The following is a 20,393-nucleotide window of genomic DNA, read 5'->3' as shown; positions in this document are numbered from 1 at the left end:
TCTTTATTTTGCAACATAGTTGCAATTAACTAACTTAGTACTGTTGCAACCGGGGATAAGCCGAAACCCCGTAACCACCAGTAGGCATCAACATTAATCAATTATTTTATGAAAAATCAATCAGAAAAAATCACTTTAAGCTTAGAGGACCTTCAATTAGAGAGTTTTGTAACCAGTATTGATAGCGAAGTGGCCATGCGTTTATCAGGCGGGTTAGGTAATCTTTCGGAGCCTACCCACACTGAACAAACAGATGATCACCATACTCCTCCTGTTAGGTGTACTACAGTTATCTGTTAATTGATAAAGGTGTTTTCATCTCAAGGCGCTTTAGGGCGCCTTGTTTGGTTAAGTACAGGGCGGTTAGCAATAAAGCGGTGATTGTTTGGCGATTGGAGTCAATTAACCAATTATCTCAATAAACCCCGCTTTAATCAATAAGCGGATTTGCTGAACTACTTTATTTTCTAACTCAATCAAAGACTTTTCTGTTGGATCCTCTTCAAAAAGAAGTGCCTGAATCGATTTTATAAGCTCCACTCCTGTTAATTTTTTCTTTGAAATTGTATTTAAAATCATTGCGGCAAATACACCTACGTTCAACTCCTTTATTCCATTCCCTTCACTAATGAGTAAAAGGATATTGGGGTCATTTAAATCATCGTGGTGGTGATAAAGTTCTATATTTCTGCTTAAGCCAAGACATTTAGCCATCAATGCTTGATCGGTCGTAGAAAGACTTTCGTCGGCCATTTTATGCCAATACCTGTATTTCTGTTCGAAACTGAAATAGCCTTTATGTTGTTTCCACAAGCCAACCAACCTGGTTTCCAAATCGAATATATTTTGAGTTTTTGTATTACCAGATGTCAACACCAGCAATTCCAGCTTCATTTTAAACTCATTGATATCATTTGCATTAAAAATCGCTGAATCAACACCTTTTAATTCCTCTAACGTTCTCGTGTAATATTTTGTAAAAACTGATTTTTTAATTTGTTCTTTGCTGTACTTATCTTCAAAAACAGATTTTCTGCGGTTATTAGGCAATCCTGGCCCTAATATGCTGTCGGTATTTTTATTATTCAAAACATTCAGGATGATATAACCAACGCCCGATTTCCCTGAGAGTAACCCGTAATCGTCACATCCGCATGAAACATAGCCATTATAGCTATTTGTTTTCTGGTAAAACATTTTGGCTTCACTCAAGATCAACACAATTTGAGCCTTCATCTTATGGCTTATTAAAAGCGGAATCATACCACAGTAACCGCTCACCAAAGTAAAATCTGTGCGGTTTAACTTTTCTAAATCACCCAAACACCGTTGCAGTGCATTGTTGCAGCTTAATCGGTACTGTTTCTGTTTTGTAAGTTGAAACGCCATTTGCCTTGTAATGCCAACCCCAGCCGCACCATGGGCCCAGGCATTTACATCGGTCATTTCAGGTAAAAAGGTTTGCAATTTCCATTTATGTACATCAGCCTTATTTAATCGGTGCGGCCCAAGACGCAGATCCAGCCAGTTTTTCGCCGGGCTGTAATAATATTGCATCTCATATTTTAAAGCCTCTTCTGCAAGATAGATCAATCCGGTAGCGTTAAAATATTGGCCAACCTGTATTAAAACCCAGGCAATGCCAGCTGCACCGTGCGAAAAGCCAGTCATGCTATCATAGGCTTTTTTTGAACTGGAATAGTCCCATTTTAAACCCTGTTCTGATATCCGCGCTTCTGTAATCAGTCTTTCAATCAATAAAATAACCATCCTTAATACCTCATTATCATCAGTATAATGGTAAAGTAAGGTCATCATCAATAAATTACCACTATAGCCACTTAAAAGATCTGCCTTTGATAAACCTTCCGCTAATTCCTGTTTATTAGCCAAAGTAAGTTCGAGTGCTTTTTCTTTGTAAAAAGTATTGCCCGTAGCCTCAAAAACCTTTAAACAGGTGTAAATCACGCCACCCAATCCGGTGTAGAGGGCAAAAAACTTTGGATGCTGTACGGCATCGGCATTTAAGATGCGGTGCATCCCTTTGTTCACTATCCTTAAATGGTCAATGTTCCCATCGAACTGGTATAATTCCAAAAAGAACAGGATAATGCCGCAGTTACCGTTAAAAAGATCATAACTTTCCCTAAACTCATATTCATCCGTATTGATGTAAAACGGCGTTTGCCACCAGATTTCCTGCTCATTTTCTTTAAGGCTGGAAATTAATTCGTCATAAATTTCATATAGCTGACCTTTCAGTCTTTCTGTCTCTTCTGTAGTAAACATTTTCAGGATTGCAGGATTGAATTTTCATGTATAAACCGAAGGCATACCGTAATCACGTACATGATGTAAGCCTCCTCGTAATTAGAAATGCCTAAGCGGTTATTGTTCATGTGCATAAAGCTTGAAATCACCTGAAACATCTTATTTCTTTCAAAATCAATCTTTTGATACGAACATATCACTTTGGTGGTTTTTGATAGATATTCCACTAAATTATCATCCACAATATCCTGGTCAAGTTGCTCCCAAAACTGGTTACTAGCCTGGATTGTTTGATTTTTCAACGGAACAAAAACCTTTTCAAACTGGTTTAACCAAAATATGCGCTGTTCTTCGCCCGCATCGACTGAGTTGTATAATTTTGGTAACCAGCCATCTAAAAAGAAATTACATACCCCTATTAAAGCTTCTTCATCCCACTTTAAAGTGTACAGTAAGCTGAGGTGCAGCTTTATGGCCTGGGTAATAGCCGACTGATTTGCCTCTCTTTTTACGATCCAATTCAATATATAATGAGAAGAACATTCAAAATATTGTTCGGCCCAGGCTATACTTTCGTAATTTCCATACCTGTCTATTTCTGGTTCATACCGGGCAGTCTGAAGAGTTTTAACACCTGCATTATCTGAGCTTAACGCTTTAACAATAGCAGGATGTTCGTCTTCTGCTGCTTTTAGCCTCAAACGAATATGATTCCCCCCTTCCCAATACCGGATAAAAAACCAGGGCCTGTGCCATTGCCGAATAAAGGGATAGATAAGTTCTTTCAAAAGCCTGTCGGCATTTTCATGATAAAAAATATATAACGAAAACCATTTTTTTTCTTGTTTTTTCATAAGCAGATTAGTTATTGTACCATTGAATGAGATATTCGCGTACCGTATTCTGATCAGGTTTGGGAAAAACCTCTTCTAAAGTGATGTATTCTCCCGCCCTTAAAAGCAGCTTTTTGAACATCCCGACTAGCAAGGGGTGGGTAAAAGAAAGGTATTGCGGTTTATAATCATCATGCAATCCTTCCCGTTTTCCATCTGGTTTTGCCTGGTAGGCACGTTTTCGTAAAAAAATAAAAATCTCTTTGGGTATTTTATTCCGGTCAAGCCAGTTATTTATCCTGATAAAGTAAGTAAAATCTGATTCGGTAAGCCCCTGGACCGGGATGATCTCCGTATTTATCCGCCACGTTTTGCGCCTGATAATTACATTTTCGGCATAAACTATTCTTGGCAGGACAAATATATCCGGTGCCGGAACAGGGTGTTGATCAAGATAAAACCGATCAACCAGCTGAATAAAAGGCTGTAACGATACGCGGGCATCGGGATTGAAATGCGCAAGTAACTGGTAAAGATTAGACCGATTATAAAAAGACTCCAGGCTTAAATCGTAGCTAAATAATTCCAAATCGGCAGAATGTAAGCTAAGCGCCTTTCTTTCCTTATTATAGCTAACTTTTAAGTCACGGATATTAAACCGTTGAGCTAAAGGATATATGTTATTCCCTCCCGGAAGCTCGAGTTCATGCGCCAATAGAGGTGGGTGAACGTTGGCATTGAATGTTGAAGCATCGTTAAGTTCAACCTTCATCTGATCTGGAAAAAGCTTTTCGTTATATTGAACAAAACTTAGGGTAACCGCTGGATCAAATAATGATAAAAACCTGCCATTTACTTTGCCCATACCGGGTAGAAGTGCATTGATAACACCCGAAAAGCCATCTTTGTTGTCTGAAAACTGAACGAACATACCTAGAGATGATTTTTGAGCCAAATTTTGGCTTTTTGGCAGATCAGCAAAAAAATCAGCGTTAAAGCTGATCAGATCTTCACTGGTATGATTTAATTGAGCAATTTTTGCCAGAACAGCCTCTTTCCAATCTCTAAGCGCTAAAAAATCAAGTTCTTCTTCCGTTTTATGTTCTTTTTCGGGCTTTTTAACGTAGAAATAATAGTCTTTATAGAAAGTAGTCAAAGCTACGGCTTTATCATTTGGGTATTGCTTCAGAAAGAAACCGATCATTTTTTCCCGTTCTTTCCGCATTACATCGAGTGGAAGCAAATAACTGATCAATTCATCGGTTTTCGAGACGAAATCTTGAACAGGTTGAGCCGGAAGTGTTAAATTCTCTGCAGTAAAACAATCTTCGTAAAAAATATGCCTGGCCGAAAAATAATAAGGCACAAATTGATGCATTGAAAAACTAGTTATTTCGGGAGTCTCAACCATCAATTTCCCATCTGATGCGGCGTTATACATGGGAAGACCAGCTTCTTTCTGCAGCTCTGCAAAAACTGCATTTAATTGCTTCTCGGCTTGCAAAAGAAGATTAAACCGCTCGAAAAGATCAGTATTTTGGTATACTGTTCCATAATCTTTCAGGCGTTCAAAAAGTGAAATGACCGCTAAAACCGAGGGTTCTTCTCTTTGTATGTTTTTGAGAAAAAGCAATAGTTTATCGTCCCAGTGCTCATCCATCCCAGAAAATCCAAGATCCATTTCAAGCATCCCGCTTTCAACCAGTTTGATCAGGTAAAACTTTATGCTTTCGTGACTGGGATTTTCCAAATAAATCGCACATTGATCAATCAGATTTTTCAGGGTAACAGGTTTATAGCTATCTTCAAGATGTTGGTAAACAATTAATTGCAGGGAGTTTGCATTGATCTGCTGAAAAGATTCGATATTATTGAAATTGCTCAAAAAGCAGATTTTATTTTCTTTTATTTCTGCAGTTAAGTTTAATTTAACAAACAAATGTTCATTTAATAAGGGATGCTTTTTGATAATGGCTTTAAGATATTCAAATATGGAATTGTTTAATTTTAACCTGCTTTTAACCTGTGCAACAGCTCCAGGGCTTTCTGACGTACCCGACGACTGATCTAAAGTCATTAATCCTGTGTAGGTGAAACTGCTAAATGGCGAGGTTTTAAAGGCCATCCTGCTCAGGTACCTTAACAAACTGAACAGGATACGCTGCTCCTTTTGTTTAAAAGCCCGGCTGTCTTTTTTTACAAAACTTTTTAATTGTTCGTAAAGCAGCGGACTGGAAAGTAAAAGCCCATTCTGCAGTTCCGGATTAAGTGCCATTTGCTGCAACCATTTACGGCTCAGATCCTGTTCTTCTTCGAATTTTAATGCCTTTTCTTCCAAAAAAAAGGCCAGCTCTTCAGCTTTATCCAGGTAACTTTGCAGATCATTTCTAACTGCTTGTGGCAAGTTAAAAATATGCTCATTATTTATCTTTTTATCATTGAATATCTGTCTTTTAATATTAATTAACTGCTGCCTTACTTTATCATTTTGCTGCTCAGTGATGATCAGGTATAAAACATCACAAAAGCTGTTTTTTAACTGCTCTTTTTCATTAATAAGCTCCCCTAAAGATTCCAGCAGTTTTTCAGTATCATTAAACTTCAAATGGTTAAAAAGTTGATGGTGTAATCCGGCATAACGCACCAAAGAATAAGGAAAAATCTGTAAGCTCATATTAAATTAGTAGGTGTTTATTTGCCCAGTTCGAGTTGGTTTTTGATCAGGTTATAATAACTTCCTTTTTTAAGCAGCAAACTTTCGTGGGTGCCTTGCTCCTGGATTTCGCCCTGGTGCATCACGATAATCTGATCGGCATGTTTAACGGTACTTAACCTGTGTGCTACAATCAGTACCGTTTTGCCTTTAAAAAAAGTATTCAGGTTATTTACGATCGATCGTTCATTCTGTGCATCAAGGGCGTTGGTGGCTTCGTCCAGAAATACATAATCAGGATTACGGTAAATCATCCTGGCAATTAACAGACGCTGCTTCTGTCCTTCGCTAAGCCCGTAACCATCCCTGCCAACCACAGTATCGTAGCCAAATGGCATAGATGAGAAAAAATCGTGCATATTGGCCATTTTAGCAGCCTCATAAAGCCTTTCGTAATCTTTTGTAATCGCGCCTGCAAAAATGTTATTGGCGATAGAATCCATAAACACGTAACCATCCTGCATAACTACACCACAATGTTTCCGCCACGATTTCGCATTCACTCGTGCTATATTTTGCTCGCCCAGGCTTATTTCGCCTCCGGTTAAGCCATAAAATTTCAATAAAAGTTTAATAAGTGTTGTTTTTCCGCTCCCACTCATGCCCACAATCGCTGTGATTTTCCGGGCAGGAATTAAAAGGTCGATATTCTTCAAAACAAAAGGAGAATGCCTGCTTCCGTACTGAAAAGAGACGTTTTTCAATAAAATATCAACGGGACCCGCATTTTTCAGTTCTTCTTTTAGCTCTGGGTCTTCTTCCTCTTCCTGCTGAACTTCCTCCATCCGCATCAAACTGAATTTGGTGTTCTGAGATACCCTCGAAAATTCGACCAGCTGATTTACCGGCGCATTAAGCTGACCGCACACATAAGTAACGGCAAGCATGCCACCCAGTGTAATCTGATCATTGATCACCAGCATAGCTGCAGCATAGGTAATCAATACGTTTTTTACCTCATTGATAAAAGAACCCACCCCCTGCATACGTTGATCGAGCTGAAGTGCTTCAAGCTTTAAATCAAACGACTGATCCTGAAGGCTTTCCCAAAGCTCTTTTTTATCTTCTTCGCTGCCGGTGAGTTTGATTTCCTGCATGGCATAAAAAATCTCCAAAAGCAATTGCTGATTGGCAGAAAGGACCTTAAACTTCTTTTGATCAATGATTTTACGTTTCTGTTGAAAAGAGTTAGACCACAAGATGCTGATCCCTGCCCCTATAATGAAAAGCAGGAATATCTGCCAGTTATAGTAAAATAATACCCCGCCAAGTACCAATAAGGTAATAGCCGAAAGGATAAAATTGATTAGAAAATTAGTTAAGAATTCTTCTATACGCTGGTTATCATTTACCCTTTGCATATTATCACCTGCCTGGCGATTGTCAAAGAATGAAAAAGGCAGTTTCATTAATTTGGCTAAAAAATCTTTTAGCATAATGATGCTTGTTTTGGCGCCAATCCGGAACAATATCCGGGCACGCATAAAATCCATCAGCATCCGGCCCGAAAAAAGCATTAACTGACCAAGGCATATTAGCAAAAGCAGGTTGGTGTTTTTTGCGCGGATGCCTTTATCAACCACCATTTGGGTAAGCAAAGGGATAATAAGCGAAAAGCCGCTGGCCAATATTAAACTCACCAGTATTGGCCACCATCCCTTACGGTGCATTTTAAGGTAAGGCAGCAATGACCATAGCGAAGTTTTATGCTCGGGGATTTCCTTTAAGTCATCAAAAGAACGATCGGGCTGCAGCAACAAAACCCTTCCGGTTTTATTTTCTGTACTGATTACCCAGTCAGCTAAAAAATCTTCAATACTGAGTTTAACCTTACTGCTCATAGCGGGATCGGCCAAATAAAAATAGTGATCTTTTACTTCATAAAGAACAACATAATGTTCTTTATTCCAATGTAATATACAAGGTAATGGAATATTTATGAGTTTGTTTAAAGGCAGTTCGACAGCAAGGGTTTTAAAACCCAGGTTATCAGCAGCATCGATAAGATCGAGCAGGCTTGTTCCCTGCTTGCCTATCCGGCACAGCTTCCTTAAATACTGCATTGAAAGATTTTTGCCGTAATAAGCTGCGACCATTTTCAAACATACAGGGCCACAATCCATTGCATCGGGCTGCTTATAAAACGGGTACTTATTTCTACGGATAAAATCTTTAAACATGCGGTAAAGAAAATTTGTAAATGCAATATAGTTGCAAATATGTAAAATATAATGCAACTTTGATGCATTAAAAGTTCATAAAATTTCAGATGCATAAAAAGGGTTTAGCCGATTGGTTAATGCTGATCAAAAAAGAATTATTACTGAATTACCGGAATAAGACGGTTATCATTTCGACTATTATGATATGGATATTGTTTATAGCCGCCGCCATATGCACAATTTTAAATTACCAGACTGACCATAAGCAGCGCCAGGCTGCAAATACACTTTTTAGACAGCAATGGGAACGCCAGCAGCGAAATCCGCATGATGCAGGCCATTTCGGAACCTATCTGTTTAAGCCCGTTAACCTGCTCAATGTTTTTGATACTGGCATTAACGATTTTACGGGCAGTACCTACCGGGTTGAAGCTCATGTACAGCACGAAATCAGCGATGACGAAGCGGCAAATAACGATACAGCCATGCGTTTTGGAAAGCTCACCTTCGCACTGATTCTACAATTACTTATTCCCCTATTTCTACTGTTTAATACCTCTACCAGCATTACCAATGAAAAGGAAAGCGGAACGCTTAAAATGCTTTTGGCCCAGGGCCTGAGTAGCCGGAAAATTATCTGGACGAAAGTTTGGGCTAATTACCTGCTCATTGTAGCAATTGTACTGCCTGTTTTTATATTGATAGCTGCAGTAGTTTTATCTTCAACCGATTCTGCCCTCTTACTGCCCAGATTAGGATGGATCCTGATTACTTTTTTATTGTATTTCCTGATCATCTCGCTGGCTGGCATCTTCATTTCAGCCATCTGCAGCCATTCTGGTAAAGCATTGCTAATAGCTTTATGCCTGTGGATTTTTACCGGAATCATCTTCCCCAAAATCATTACAGGTATTGCGAACCGAAGTTACCCGTTAATGTCGCGCGCTACTTTTAGTGATCTTGTTGAACAGGGCTATAGAAAAGGTTTAAACGGAAATGATCCTTATGCAGCACGCGGTGAGCGCTATATCAATAGCCTGTTAAAAAAATATCGGGTAGATAGCGTTGCTGCATTACCTTTTAATATTGATGGTTTAACACTTCAGTTTAATGAAGATTACCGAAGTATGGCTTTTAACCATTATTTTAAATCGGTTAAAAAGAGTTTTGATCAACAGCAGCATTTTTTAACTATTTCAGGAATTTTCGATCCTTTTTTGTCCACAAAGCGTTTATCGATGGCTTTGGCAGGATCTGATTTTTACCATCATGAACAATTCTTTAAACAGGCCCAAACATACCGTAACGAGCTCATCAGGCGGCTGAACATGCAACTTGCTATGCATGGTAAAGGTATTAAAGGCGAATATATTATTGGCCCGGAATACTTCAGCCTGCTTAAAGATTTTAAATATCAACTGCCTGAGCTTAACCAGGTGTTAAATTTAAGAAAAGTAGCTTTTTTCTCACTTGCCGGCTGGGTTTTGATCCTTGTATTGTCTCTCCAATTTATTGCTTCACGTTATTTAGCCTATCATTATGCAACTGCTTAAAACCATCTTTTTATTTGAACTCAGATTGCTTGCCAGGCAAAAATTTATCTTGTTGCTGATCGGTTTTTTCTTCCTGACCGGAATTTATAGCATTTACTATGGTTACCATTTTACTGAAAAGCAGTTAGCAGCCATAGATAGCCTGGAAAGCGGGTATCAAAAAAAATATAAGGAAATAGAAGCCGCTTTTTCGGCAGATACCACTACTGCTGAAGGTAAAATTCTGTTTAACCAGGCTGGCATTCCTTCAGTAATTGAGTATAAAAATCCTTTAAATGCCATATATAAACCTCAATCAATAAGCATTTTATCGGTAGGCCAAAGCGATTTGCAACCTTATTACGATGTGATTACCCGCCGACGCAATTTTATGCAGGGTTCAAATGCCGAAATTTCAAACCCCGAAATGTTAGCTTCGGGTAATTTTGACCTGGCTTATGTGATTATCTTCCTGCTGCCGATACTGGCTATTGCATTGAGCTACAATACCTGGTCTAAAGAGAAGGAGCAACAAACTGATAAATTACTTTCATTGCAGGGAGTTTATTTCGGGAAAATTATCGGTTACAAACTTGCTTTTCGTTTTCTCCTGATTGGTTTAATGGTTTGGTTATTGAGTATCATCGGATTTATCAGTTCTGCTACCCTGATTCCATTTGATTTGAAGGCTGCTCTATTTTGGCTATTGAGCAACAGTGCTTATCTTTTATTCTGGTTTGCTATTACCTTTTTCATACTGAGGTTGGGAAAAAGTTCCGTACACAATGCCCTTTATCTTTTAGGCCTGTGGTGCGCCTTGTTAATCTTATTGCCGGCATTATGCAACACCGTGGTGCGCTTGTATTCCCCCATTCCCTTAAAAACCGGGGCTGCTGTGGCTTTAAGGGAAAACAGTGAAACCATTTGGGCCATGCCGCGTAAATTATTGATCGATACTTTTTATCTGAACAATCCTAAATATAATCCTTTAAGGGAAACATCCGATACCAGCGAGACCAGTAACAAACGCTTTGCAGCTTATTACGATCTTTTGGGCAGGCGTATGACACAGGCTATTGAAAACTACAACCGGTATCCTGCTGCGCAAAACGAAGCCAATCGATGTTTAAACTGGTTTAATCCGGCAATTAAAACGCAATACTTCTTGAACGGAATAGCCGGCACAGGTCTTAACGATTATCTCTCTTATCAGAGACAGGTAAACGATTTTCAAAAAACATGGGTAGATTTTATGACTGGCTATATTATTTCAGATAAAAAGCTAAGCTTAAATGATTTAAAAAATCTACCTCAATTTAAACTTAAATCTATAAAAAATAAATACCAGGAAATTGCTATTGGCATTTTATATCTCTCTGGCATCAGTTTCTGTATCATATTTCTTTCCAGGAAAATCACTGTTAAAATATAATTCAAACGACAACACATCTCAATCACACAAAAAAATGAAGAAAACACTTTACCTGATTTTACTCTTATTTATTTCGGCACAACAGGTTTTTGCACAGCACGAGAAACGGAACAGATCAACACAGGATTCGATAAAAACACGTCAGCTTAACGAAATCCGCATTGATGGTCAGAAAGCCGTTAAACTCAAAAAAGACACCTTATCCAACACCTTAAGGATGCAGGTTCCCCTATTGCAGATGCCACAGAATATCATCAGTATTTCTTCAACCCTGATACAGCAACAAGGTGCATTGCAATTAAAAGATATGGCCAGAAATGCCAGTGGTGTTTATTTTGGTTATAACAGCTCGCCTTTTGATAATTCGGCATCCATAAAAGTAAGGGGATTTAATGCCGCGACTACAATTAACGGTATGCCAAACCGCCTGGTTTTGGGTGCAACACTGGATGATGAATCATTAATCGAAAACCTGGAGTTTATTAAAGGTCCGGCAGGTTTTATAAGTGCTTTAGGCGAACCCGGAGGAACTTTAAATATTGTAACCAAATCGCCAAAGGAAAAACTATTGAATGTACAGCTTACAGGTGGTAATTATAATCTTTTCCGTGCTAGTGCAGATATTGGAAGTGCTTTAAAAAGCAAGGGCTTTTCTTACCGTTTTAATACGGCGTTTCAGCATCAGGATTCGTACCTCAATTACATGAAAACCACTAAATACGTAATTGCGCCTGTGCTACAATACAATTTTAGCCCCCGCACTTACCTGATTGCCGAATACAATTACATTCGCGGAGAGGTTAAAAACGGCTCGTCAATTAACAAATTACGTCAGGATAAAGATGTATTACAGGATCCGGTTAGCATGAATTTCAGTGCAGGTATCGGATTGCCGTTGAGTGTTTCTCAAACACATACTTTCAGATTTAGCGCTGTTCATAAATTCAACGAAAACTGGCAACTTACCTCCCAGTCAAATTTTGTCAAATCGCCAGCCAACCAATGGTATATGGTATCGGCAAATAACAGAACATCGATCAGTTTTAACAATCAGGGCAAAACCAACCGCATTGCCAGTAACTCGAACCTGCTGGGCGAAACCTATAATACCAACCTATTTTTATCAGGAAAATTTAAAACCGGTGCATTTAAACATAATTTACTGATCGGAAGTGATTATACCAAGGGTAACGACTCTTTATCTACCTACTATGGTACTATTTCTACCCCATTTGACAGGAATAATCCTAATTTTTATGTAGATCCGAATACGGTGAGTATTACCAAAAGATCAATCAGGCAGGAAAACCACATCCACTATTCTGCAGCTTATATTTATGATAATATCGCGTTGGATAAATTTTTACTGACCGTTGGTGCGCGTTATACAGATTACCGCAACCGCAACATTTTAACCACAACCAAAGGTCCGCGTGTGCCCGACTATTATAAACAACATGCGCTTTCGCCCCGGGCTGCATTAAGTTTTATGCCTGATTCTACATCTTCCATTTATTTTCTATTTGATCAATCCTTTGTGCCTAAGACAGGTCAGGTAGTTACCGAAACGATTGATGGTGCGCAGGCCGGACAAAAAACGGTTACAGCATCAAAGCCTGTTGAACCGGAATTAGGCACCAACCTTGAACTTGGCCTTAAAAAGAACTGGTTTAATGGCCGTTTACTAACGACTGTAAATGGTTTCCATACGGTAAAAAGAAATGTAGCGGCAAGAGATTTCAGGATTTACACCGCCACTGCTGGAACAGTTGCCTACTACCTTCAATTAGGCGAAGTAGTAAGCAATGGTTTTGAGGTGGATGTAATCGGGAATATTACCGATCGCCTATCGTTGATCACGAATTACACCTATGTGGATGCCAAAATTACCAAAGACAATAACCTCAATCCAACAGCCGATGATCCTTCCATTGTGGGACAAAAAATGCCTGATGTGCCTCAACAGGTGTTTAATACCTGGTTGCAATACAGCATTCCTCTAAAAGGTTATAATAAAATTTCAATCAGCGCAGGCCAAACCACCATTACTAAACTTTCGGCTATTAGTCAGCGCGATACCTACTTACCCAATTACACCAAATTTGATGCAGGATTGAGTTTTAACAATCCTAAATATATGTTCAGACTTATTGCTGATAATTTAACCAACAAGCGTTATATGGCTTCGGGCGATATTACTACTGATTTCCCTTATCCGGGCAATAATTATTTCTTTATTGAAGGCGAGCCTTTTACCATCAGGCTTTCTTTGGGCGTAAAATTTTAGTTTTTTATATGTTAGAAGCGATTGGATTAACCAAAAAATACCAGGACCATATTGCCTTAAATAACCTGAATTTAAAGGTAGAGGCAGGAGAAGTATTTTGTTTGCTTGGACAGAATGGTGCAGGCAAAACCACTACCATTAACCTTTTTCTTGGCTTTACAGTAGCCAGTAGTGGCGAAGCCAGGGTAAACGATATATTGGTTAGCCCCAATAACGAGCAAACCAAACAGTTTTTAGCCTACATTCCCGAAGTGGTGATGCTTTATAGTCACCTGAGCAGCATTGAAAATCTTGATTTTTTTAGCCGTATTGCTGGTTATAGTTATAAAATAAATGAGCTTGAAGCATTTTTGCTTCAAGCTGGTCTTCAGCCTGACGCTTTTCATAAAAGGCTGGGCAGTTACAGTAAGGGTATGCGACAAAAGGTAGGAATCGCCATAGCAGTGGCTAAAAATGCCAGGGTTATTTTAATGGACGAACCAACAAGTGGTCTTGATCCTAAAGCTACAGATGAGTTTAGTGAAATTGTAAAACAGCTTTCGCTGGATGGCCGGAGTGTTTTTATGGCCACACATGATATTTTTAACGCGGTAAATGTAGGCACCAGGATTGGAATTATGAGACAGGGCTCTCTTGTGCATACGCTGGATGCTAAGGATATTTCGGCAGTTGATCTTCAGAAACTGTACCTGGAGACGATTTAATTGAAAGAAAAATCGTCATCTCGACTGAAACGCAGTGGAATGGAGAGATTTACCTCAGGACAGATTTCTCGACTCCGTTGCACTTCGCTCGAAATGACGATCTTTTTTTAAAATGGTTAATTATATCTCGTAGCTATAAACTGATCTTATTGCATCTCTTAAGTTGTATTTTGAAGCCATTACTTCTCCATAAGCACCAGCACTACGGATGGCAAAAATATCGCCCCTGAAAGATTCTGGTTGTTCTACTTCTTTACCAAAGCAATCCGTACTTTCACAGATTGGTCCGACGATATCATACTTAATTGAGGTTTGAGATTTAATATTTGAGATTTGAGACAAATTCTCAATCTTGTGGTAAGCCTGGTATAAGGCCGGACGCATCAATTCGGTCATACCGGCATCTAAAACCACAAAATTTTTCTTCTTACCATTTTTTACATACAGAACTCTTGTAATTAGCGATGCTGATTGACCAACCAAAGCCCTACCCAATTCGAAATGCACTTCCTGACCAGGTTTAACGGTAAGAAATTCGTTAAAAATCTTAAAATAAGATTTAAAATCAGGGATCTGGTTATCAGGATTGTGATAATCGATACCTAAACCACCACCAACGTTTAAAACCTTTAAAGTAAAACCCTTATCCTCAAACCAGGCTGCAAATTCGTTTACACGCACACAGAGGTTTTTGTAAACATCCAAATTGGTAATCTGTGAGCCGATATGAAAATGAATGCCGATAAATTTCAGGTTTGACGAAGCTTTTAAGGCATCGGCACATTCTTGTAAATCCCATGAATTGATCCCGAATTTATTTTCGTCCAAACCAGTGGTAATGTTGTGGTGGGTATGCGCATCAACATTTGGATTGATACGAATAGCCACCTGAGCGGTTTTGCCTTTTTTTTCAGCAAGCTCATTTAATACCGCTAATTCCTGGATGGATTCTACGTTAAAACAGAAAATATCCAGATCTAATGCCTCATTAATTTCTTTATCAGATTTACCAACTCCGGCAAATACAATTTTTTTGTGATCAAAGCCAACTTCAACTGCTCTTCTTACCTCACCGGCACTCACACAATCTGCACCAAAACCAATTTCTTTGATCTGGTTTAACAGTACAGTATTGAAATTTGCCTTTAGTGCATAGTGGATATGAAATTGATATGGAGCTGCTGCATCTGCACAGGTGTGCAAGGTTTTTTGCAACAGGTTGGTATCATAGTAGTAAAAAGGCGTTTCAATATTGTTAAACTTTGATATATCTTTATCGGCGAACATGTTCAAATTCCTTATTATAATTTTAATTTTATTCTTTGGGCTAATTTATTTGGGTAACTACCTGGATTTAAAGCATGGAAGAATTACCCAGAAACAATACAATGGAAAAATTCGATTTTTTATCGTATTACTCCTCATCGTATTGTTCTTATTATTTATCAAAAAATGAAGATAGTAGCCGCCATATTTATTGTTCTCATCCTTTCTGCAGGATTGTATAATTCCTACAAAAAATACAAAAATGAGTTATTACCATCAAGCTTCCTGGCTATTCACTTCCTTATTGGATTGTTGGTCATTATCGGCGCATTTTTTCTTCTATTCGAATAATCTATTGTGCAAGCTTCTTAAAGCCTCCGTTTTATACTCGCTTAGGATTAAAAGCGAAACGTTGTAATTGCTACCTCCGTAAGAAATCATGCGGATGGGGATGTGTTTTAAACCTTCTAACACCCTGCTGGCGAAACCATGTTTCTCCGAACCGAAATCGCCCACTACGCACACAATACTGTGATCGGTATCTACTTCTACTGTTCCGAAACTCTCCAGCTCCTCAATAATCTGCGGCAGATGTGCTGTTTCTTCAATCGTTAAGGATACGGCCACCTCCGAAGTGGTGATCATATCGATTGGTGTTTTATATCTTTCAAATACTTCGAAAACTCTGCGCAAGAAACCATAAGCCAATAACATGCGGCTAGATTGGATACGGATTGCCGTAATCCCATCTTTAGCTGCTATTGATTTAATTTTACCTTTTTCGCTATCGTGGGTAATTAAAGTACCTGCCGCAGAGGGCTCCATCGTATTTAATAAACGAACCGGAATTTTGTATTTCTGTGCAGGGAAAACAGATTGAGGATGCAAAATCTTCGCTCCAAAATAGGCTAGCTCAGCTGCTTCATCAAATGATAGCTGGGCGATCGGTTTTGTTCCTTTAACAATACGTGGATCGTTGTTGTGCATTCCGTCTATATCTGTCCAGATCTGAACTTCTTCAGCCAGAATTGCAGCACCCAATAAAGATGCTGTATAATCGCTTCCACCACGGCGCAGGTTATCTACTTCGCCAAAACTGTTTCGACAAATGTAACCTTGGGTAATGAATAATTTATTGTCTTTATGTTGCTCCAAAAGTGGCATTAAATGTTTCGTGGTAAACGGAATATCAGGTTCGTTATCTTCATCCGTTTTCATAAAATCTAAAGCAGGAAGCAGCACCGATGCCACACCAATTGATTTTAAATAAATATGGTACAAAGTTGTAGACAATAGTTCACCCTGTGCCAAAACTACTTTCTCTTCAATTGAAGTAAAAATATCATTTGCCAAGCCTGCTAAGAAACCAAAGTGATAATCAATCACTTCATTTCCCTGCTCCTGAAATTCGGCAGCAGGCAATAATTCAATAACAAAAGCTTTATATTTCTGATATAGGTTTTCGACACACTCGCTTCCCTTCTTCTTATCTCCAGCTAAAAAATAATTTGCAATTTCTACTAAACTATTTGTAGTACCAGACACTGCTGATAAAACTACAATCTGCTCTTCATTTGGATTAATGATATCCAGCAACTTCGTCATGCGCTCGGGACTACCTACAGAAGTACCCCCAAATTTTAATATTTTCATCTGTTTATAAATTGTTTTTATCCATGATCAAACGACAGCAACCTAGTTGTTTCTGCAACTATTTTAAAAAAGTTACAATCGCCTCACATTAATACTGGATTTTCTTTATTATTGTATCGGGGCGTGAAATTAAACAAAAGCAGCTTAAAAGCAACACCCTCAACAAAATAAAATTTGGATGAGTTGAAATAAATACGTTTCAACCAAACATCATTCACTAAAATTTGTTCAACACCAGATATTAAATTTAAAAAACAGCTCAATGCAGGCAATTGACCAATCAACACAAAACACAATTAATCAGTGGTTAAGTGGAAATTACGATGAAAATACCAAGGCAGAAATACAGGCCCTTGTAGACAAAGATGCAACTACCGAATTAACAGATGCATTTTATAAAAGTTTAGAATTTGGAACAGGTGGCTTGCGCGGCATTATGGGTGCAGGCTCCAACCGTATAAACAAATACACCATTGGAACAGCCACACAGGGCTTAGCCAATTACCTGAATAATAAGTATCCGAACGAAAGAATTAAAGTTGCCATTGCACACGATAGTCGCAACAACTCTGATTATTTTGCAAAAATTACAGCTGATGTTTTCTCTGCAAATGGCATACACGTATATTTCTTCTCTTCGTTGAGACCAACACCTGAACTTTCTTTTGCTGTACGTCATTTTGGTTGCAAAAGTGGTGTAATGTTAACCGCCTCGCATAACCCTAAAGAATATAACGGTTATAAAGCTTATGGTGCTGATGGTGGCCAGTTTACTTCTCCTGATGATAAATTGGTGATTGATGAAGTAAATAAGATCAAAAGTATTGATGAAGTAAAATTCGACCGTGTAGATGAGAATATCGAATTGATTGGTGAAGATGTAGATAAGCTTTACTTAGATGGTATTACGGCACTTTCGATTTCTCCTGATGCTATTAAGAGACAACATGATCTAAAAATCGTATATTCTCCTATCCACGGAACAGGAATTACTTTGGTTCCTAAAGCATTGGCCCAATTTGGTTTTACCAATGTAACTTTAGTTGAAGAGCAAAGCACGCCGGATGGAAATTTCCCTACAGTAGTATATCCAAATCCAGAAGAAAAAGATGCATTAACCCTGGCCATGAACAAGGCAAAGGAAATTGATGCCGATTTAGTTTTGGCAACAGACCCTGATGCTGACCGCGTAGGGATTGCCGTAAAAGATAACGATGGTGAATGGGTATTACTTAATGGTAACCAGACCGGAAGTTTATTAATCAATTATCTTTTATCTGCTTGGGAAGAGCGTGGTAAATTAGATGGCAACCAGTTTATTGTTAAAACGATTGTAACTTCTAATTTGATTGAAGAAATAGCAAAGAAAAAAGATGTTACCTACTATAATACCTTAACAGGGTTTAAATACATCGGCCAGTTAATGACTGAACTGGAAGGTAAAAAATACTTTATTGGTGGTGGTGAAGAGAGCTACGGTTATCTGGTTGGCGATTTGGTACGCGATAAAGATGCAGTGGTTTCTGCTGCTTTTATTTCTGAAATGACTGCTTATTATAAAGATAAAGGTGCAAGTTTATACAATGCCCTATTGGATATGTATGTAGAATATGGCCTTTATAAAGAAGATCTAGTTTCGTTAACCAAAAAAGGTAAATCGGGAGCTGAAGAAATTAAAGCCATGATGGTTAAATTTAGGGAAAACCCACCTGCAACACTGGATGGTTCTAAAGTTTCAGTACTAAAAGATTACGAATTAAGTCAGGAAACAGATTTGGCGACAGGAAAAGTAAGTAAATTAAATTATCCGACTTCTGATGTTTTACAGTTTATTACAGAAGATGGTAGTATTGTTTCTGCACGCCCAAGCGGCACAGAGCCAAAAATTAAATTCTATTGTAGTGTAAATGCAGCTTTAGCCGATAGAAATGATTTCAAATCGGTTAATGCGCATCTTGATGATAAAATTAAAGCGGTAATGGCTGATTTGCAGGCATAGCTTAATAAATAGTTATTTATAAAGTAAAAACACAGATGAATGATCTCATCTGTGTTTTTTGTTTATTCAATATTTATTAGTGTCATCATCTCGACTGAAATGTAGCTAGTATGACGTAACTGAATTCAAATGTGCAATTTATGAGTCGTTTTAGGCATAGTAATTTCAAAATAAGTTGTTAGTATCAAAAAGTACTGTGCCTTTCTTATTTTTTCTTTGCTGCAACCAATTTCTTTAATACTTTTGCAGCGCAATACCCATGTTCAAAAAAATCTTAATATATCTAATCATTACATGTACCGTTAGCAATGGCTTCATGCAGTTGGTGATTTATTCTGGTTATAAAATGAACAAAGAATACATTACCAGTGTATTTTGTATCAATAAAGAACATCCCGAATTGCATTGTGATGGACAGTGTTTTCTGGCAAAAAAATTAAAAGACCTTGATGGTAAAAACAAACAGGCACAAGAAAACCTTAAAAGAGTTGTGGAGGCTGAGCCCAGATTTCAGACTATTGCATTAAACCATCATCTTCCTTATTTTATTATCACTTCAGAAAGTCTTTATATCGAAAAACCGCTAAAAGATCTTTCCATTTCTATTTTTCATCCACCGAAAACGGTTTAAGTAAATTCCTTTTCTCGATCGTCATCCTGGATTTATTTCAGGGGCTATCACATATCTTGGTTATAAGATGTTGAATTGAATTCAGCATGGCGATCCCTATTAGAATTCTTAAAAATTTTACTTATTCAATTTTCTTAAAATGAAATTATCACAATACTTTTTGGCATTGTTATGCCCTATTATACTATTATCTTCTTGCAAAAAAAGCGCTGATGAAGTTACAGCAGATACTAAATCTTCTTTCTCAATTGAATTCGAAAACCAGGTAAATGGAAGTCCGCTGGTTCTAAATACCACCACCTACAAAAATGCCAAAGGTGAAGATTTCAAAATCAATGTATTTAAATACTATGTAAGCAATATTAAATTAAGCAAGGCAGATGGAACAACTTATTTAATTCCAGAGAGTTATTTTTTAATTGATGCATCTAAAGAAGAATCTACCAACATTACGCTAAAAGATGTTCCAACGGGTGATTATATCAAAATTGAATATACAATCGGCGTAGATTATGCCCGCAATTTTGCTGGTGCACAAACCGGTGCTTTAGATCCAATCAACGGTATGTTCTGGACATGGAACAGCGGCTACATATTTGTTAAGTTAGAGGGAACTTCGCCACAATCGCCGGCAACAGGAAATGCACTTACTTTCCATATCGGTGGCGTTACCGATCCAAATAACACAATCAGAACATTCAGTACTGAAATTAATGCTGCAAATCCACTTCGTGTAAGAACAGATGGTAAGCCAAATATGCACTTTAAAGTAAATGCGGCTGCATTATTCACAGGTAAAACTGATATTAGTTTCTCTACTTTATACCTTACCATGGGTGGGGTAAATTCTGTAATTGTTGCCAATAACTACGCAAATGGTTTATTCCGGTTAGATCATATCCACAATTAA

At 38.1% G+C, this 20,393-nt stretch carries 15 protein-coding genes; 9 read left to right on the top strand and 6 right to left on the bottom strand.

Annotated features, from left to right (window positions below; all coding sequences use genetic code 11):
• Positions 1-108: 108 nt before the first annotated feature.
• Positions 109-300, top strand: coding sequence for a pinensin family lanthipeptide (locus HDC90_RS12060; RefSeq protein ID WP_183760636.1), 192 nt, complete (start codon positions 109-111; stop codon positions 298-300).
• A 102-nt stretch (positions 301-402) separates the two neighbouring features.
• Here HDC90_RS12060 and HDC90_RS12055 read toward each other — a convergent pair whose 3' ends face one another.
• The 4 genes from HDC90_RS12055 to HDC90_RS12040 are packed head-to-tail and all read right to left on the bottom strand — an operon-like array spanning position 403 to position 7,997.
• On the bottom strand, positions 403-2,289 hold the full coding sequence (locus tag HDC90_RS12055; RefSeq protein WP_184466662.1) for a lanthionine synthetase LanC family protein: 1,887 nt from the start codon (positions 2,287-2,289) through the stop codon (positions 403-405).
• Positions 2,290-2,291: 2 nt separating this feature from the next.
• Positions 2,292-3,125: a thiopeptide-type bacteriocin biosynthesis protein gene (locus tag HDC90_RS12050; RefSeq protein WP_184466660.1), complete on the bottom strand. Its 834-nt coding sequence runs from the start codon at positions 3,123-3,125 to the stop codon at positions 2,292-2,294.
• Between the two features lie 7 nt (positions 3,126-3,132).
• Complete coding sequence (locus tag HDC90_RS12045) at positions 3,133-5,778, bottom strand: lantibiotic dehydratase (protein WP_184466657.1); 2,646 nt, start codon at positions 5,776-5,778, stop codon at positions 3,133-3,135.
• 17 nt (positions 5,779-5,795) lie between these two features.
• A complete protein-coding gene (locus HDC90_RS12040) occupies positions 5,796-7,997 on the bottom strand; it encodes a peptidase domain-containing ABC transporter (RefSeq protein ID WP_184466655.1) in 2,202 nt (733 codons plus the stop codon).
• An 89-nt stretch (positions 7,998-8,086) separates the two neighbouring features.
• Here HDC90_RS12040 and HDC90_RS12035 point away from each other — a divergent pair, with 89 nt between their 5' ends.
• Genes HDC90_RS12035 through HDC90_RS12020 form a run of 4 tightly spaced genes read left to right on the top strand, consistent with a single transcriptional unit; the run spans position 8,087 to position 13,934 of the window.
• Positions 8,087-9,532 (top strand): ABC transporter permease subunit, encoded by a 1,446-nt coding sequence (locus HDC90_RS12035; protein WP_184466653.1) that lies wholly within the window; start codon positions 8,087-8,089, stop codon positions 9,530-9,532.
• Positions 9,519-10,943 carry a DUF3526 domain-containing protein gene (locus HDC90_RS12030; RefSeq protein ID WP_184466651.1) on the top strand — a complete coding sequence of 475 codons (1,425 nt, stop codon included), beginning with the start codon at positions 9,519-9,521 and terminating at the stop codon, positions 10,941-10,943. Before HDC90_RS12035 ends, HDC90_RS12030 begins: the two co-directional genes overlap by 14 nt.
• Before the next feature lie 34 nt (positions 10,944-10,977).
• Positions 10,978-13,230 carry a TonB-dependent siderophore receptor gene (locus HDC90_RS12025; RefSeq protein WP_184466649.1) on the top strand — a complete coding sequence of 751 codons (2,253 nt, stop codon included), beginning with the start codon at positions 10,978-10,980 and terminating at the stop codon, positions 13,228-13,230.
• A gap of 8 nt (positions 13,231-13,238) precedes the next feature.
• A complete protein-coding gene (locus HDC90_RS12020; protein WP_184466648.1) occupies positions 13,239-13,934 on the top strand; it encodes an ABC transporter ATP-binding protein in 696 nt (231 codons plus the stop codon).
• Positions 13,935-14,054: 120 nt separating this feature from the next.
• Here the strand turns inward: HDC90_RS12020 and lysA are convergent, their stop codons facing one another.
• Positions 14,055-15,221, bottom strand: a complete 1,167-nt coding sequence (gene lysA / locus HDC90_RS12015) for a diaminopimelate decarboxylase (protein WP_184466645.1) — start codon at positions 15,219-15,221, stop codon at positions 14,055-14,057.
• A 165-nt stretch (positions 15,222-15,386) separates the two neighbouring features.
• Here lysA and HDC90_RS12010 point away from each other — a divergent pair, with 165 nt between their 5' ends.
• Positions 15,387-15,551 carry a hypothetical protein gene (locus HDC90_RS12010; RefSeq protein WP_184466643.1) on the top strand — a complete coding sequence of 55 codons (165 nt, stop codon included), beginning with the start codon at positions 15,387-15,389 and terminating at the stop codon, positions 15,549-15,551.
• On the opposite strand, the gene HDC90_RS12005 is transcribed toward HDC90_RS12010, so the two are convergent.
• Complete coding sequence (locus HDC90_RS12005; RefSeq protein WP_184466641.1) at positions 15,540-16,853, bottom strand: aspartate kinase; 1,314 nt, start codon at positions 16,851-16,853, stop codon at positions 15,540-15,542. The genes HDC90_RS12010 and HDC90_RS12005 overlap by 12 nt on opposite strands.
• Before the next feature lie 262 nt (positions 16,854-17,115).
• On the opposite strand from HDC90_RS12005, the gene HDC90_RS12000 reads away from it, so the two are divergent.
• The 3 genes from HDC90_RS12000 (at position 17,116) to HDC90_RS11990 (ending at position 20,393) form a co-directional block, all read left to right on the top strand.
• Positions 17,116-18,852, top strand: coding sequence for a phospho-sugar mutase (locus HDC90_RS12000; protein ID WP_184466639.1), 1,737 nt, complete (start codon positions 17,116-17,118; stop codon positions 18,850-18,852).
• 346 nt (positions 18,853-19,198) lie between these two features.
• Positions 19,199-19,483 (top strand): hypothetical protein, encoded by a 285-nt coding sequence (locus tag HDC90_RS11995; RefSeq protein ID WP_184466637.1) that lies wholly within the window; start codon positions 19,199-19,201, stop codon positions 19,481-19,483.
• A gap of 139 nt (positions 19,484-19,622) precedes the next feature.
• On the top strand, positions 19,623-20,393 hold the full coding sequence (locus HDC90_RS11990) for an MbnP family protein (protein WP_184466635.1): 771 nt from the start codon (positions 19,623-19,625) through the stop codon (positions 20,391-20,393).

Source organism: Pedobacter sp. AK013 (assembly GCF_014205835.1).
Taxonomy (GTDB): domain Bacteria; phylum Bacteroidota; class Bacteroidia; order Sphingobacteriales; family Sphingobacteriaceae; genus Pedobacter.
Note: the sequence above shows the minus strand (reverse complement) of the source record. Positions and strands in the feature narration are given on the sequence as shown.

What these genes read in the sequence shown, in the direction of transcription:
- HDC90_RS12060 (WP_183760636.1), top strand. Translation starts at nt 109, where the DNA reads ATGAAAAATCAATCAGAAAAAATCACTTTAAGCTTAGAGGACCTTCAA.
- HDC90_RS12055 (WP_184466662.1), bottom strand. Translation starts at nt 2,289, where the DNA reads ATGTTTACTACAGAAGAGACAGAAAGACTGAAAGGTCAGCTATATGAA.
- HDC90_RS12050 (WP_184466660.1), bottom strand. Translation starts at nt 3,125, where the DNA reads ATGAAAAAACAAGAAAAAAAATGGTTTTCGTTATATATTTTTTATCAT.
- HDC90_RS12045 (WP_184466657.1), bottom strand. Translation starts at nt 5,778, where the DNA reads ATGAGCTTACAGATTTTTCCTTATTCTTTGGTGCGTTATGCCGGATTA.
- HDC90_RS12040 (WP_184466655.1), bottom strand. Translation starts at nt 7,997, where the DNA reads ATGTTTAAAGATTTTATCCGTAGAAATAAGTACCCGTTTTATAAGCAG.
- HDC90_RS12035 (WP_184466653.1), top strand. Translation starts at nt 8,087, where the DNA reads ATGCATAAAAAGGGTTTAGCCGATTGGTTAATGCTGATCAAAAAAGAA.
- HDC90_RS12030 (WP_184466651.1), top strand. Translation starts at nt 9,519, where the DNA reads ATGCAACTGCTTAAAACCATCTTTTTATTTGAACTCAGATTGCTTGCC.
- HDC90_RS12025 (WP_184466649.1), top strand. Translation starts at nt 10,978, where the DNA reads ATGAAGAAAACACTTTACCTGATTTTACTCTTATTTATTTCGGCACAA.
- HDC90_RS12020 (WP_184466648.1), top strand. Translation starts at nt 13,239, where the DNA reads ATGTTAGAAGCGATTGGATTAACCAAAAAATACCAGGACCATATTGCC.
- lysA (WP_184466645.1), bottom strand. Translation starts at nt 15,221, where the DNA reads ATGTTCGCCGATAAAGATATATCAAAGTTTAACAATATTGAAACGCCT.
- HDC90_RS12010 (WP_184466643.1), top strand. Translation starts at nt 15,387, where the DNA reads ATGAAGATAGTAGCCGCCATATTTATTGTTCTCATCCTTTCTGCAGGA.
- HDC90_RS12005 (WP_184466641.1), bottom strand. Translation starts at nt 16,853, where the DNA reads ATGAAAATATTAAAATTTGGGGGTACTTCTGTAGGTAGTCCCGAGCGC.
- HDC90_RS12000 (WP_184466639.1), top strand. Translation starts at nt 17,116, where the DNA reads ATGCAGGCAATTGACCAATCAACACAAAACACAATTAATCAGTGGTTA.
- HDC90_RS11995 (WP_184466637.1), top strand. Translation starts at nt 19,199, where the DNA reads ATGAACAAAGAATACATTACCAGTGTATTTTGTATCAATAAAGAACAT.
- HDC90_RS11990 (WP_184466635.1), top strand. Translation starts at nt 19,623, where the DNA reads ATGAAATTATCACAATACTTTTTGGCATTGTTATGCCCTATTATACTA.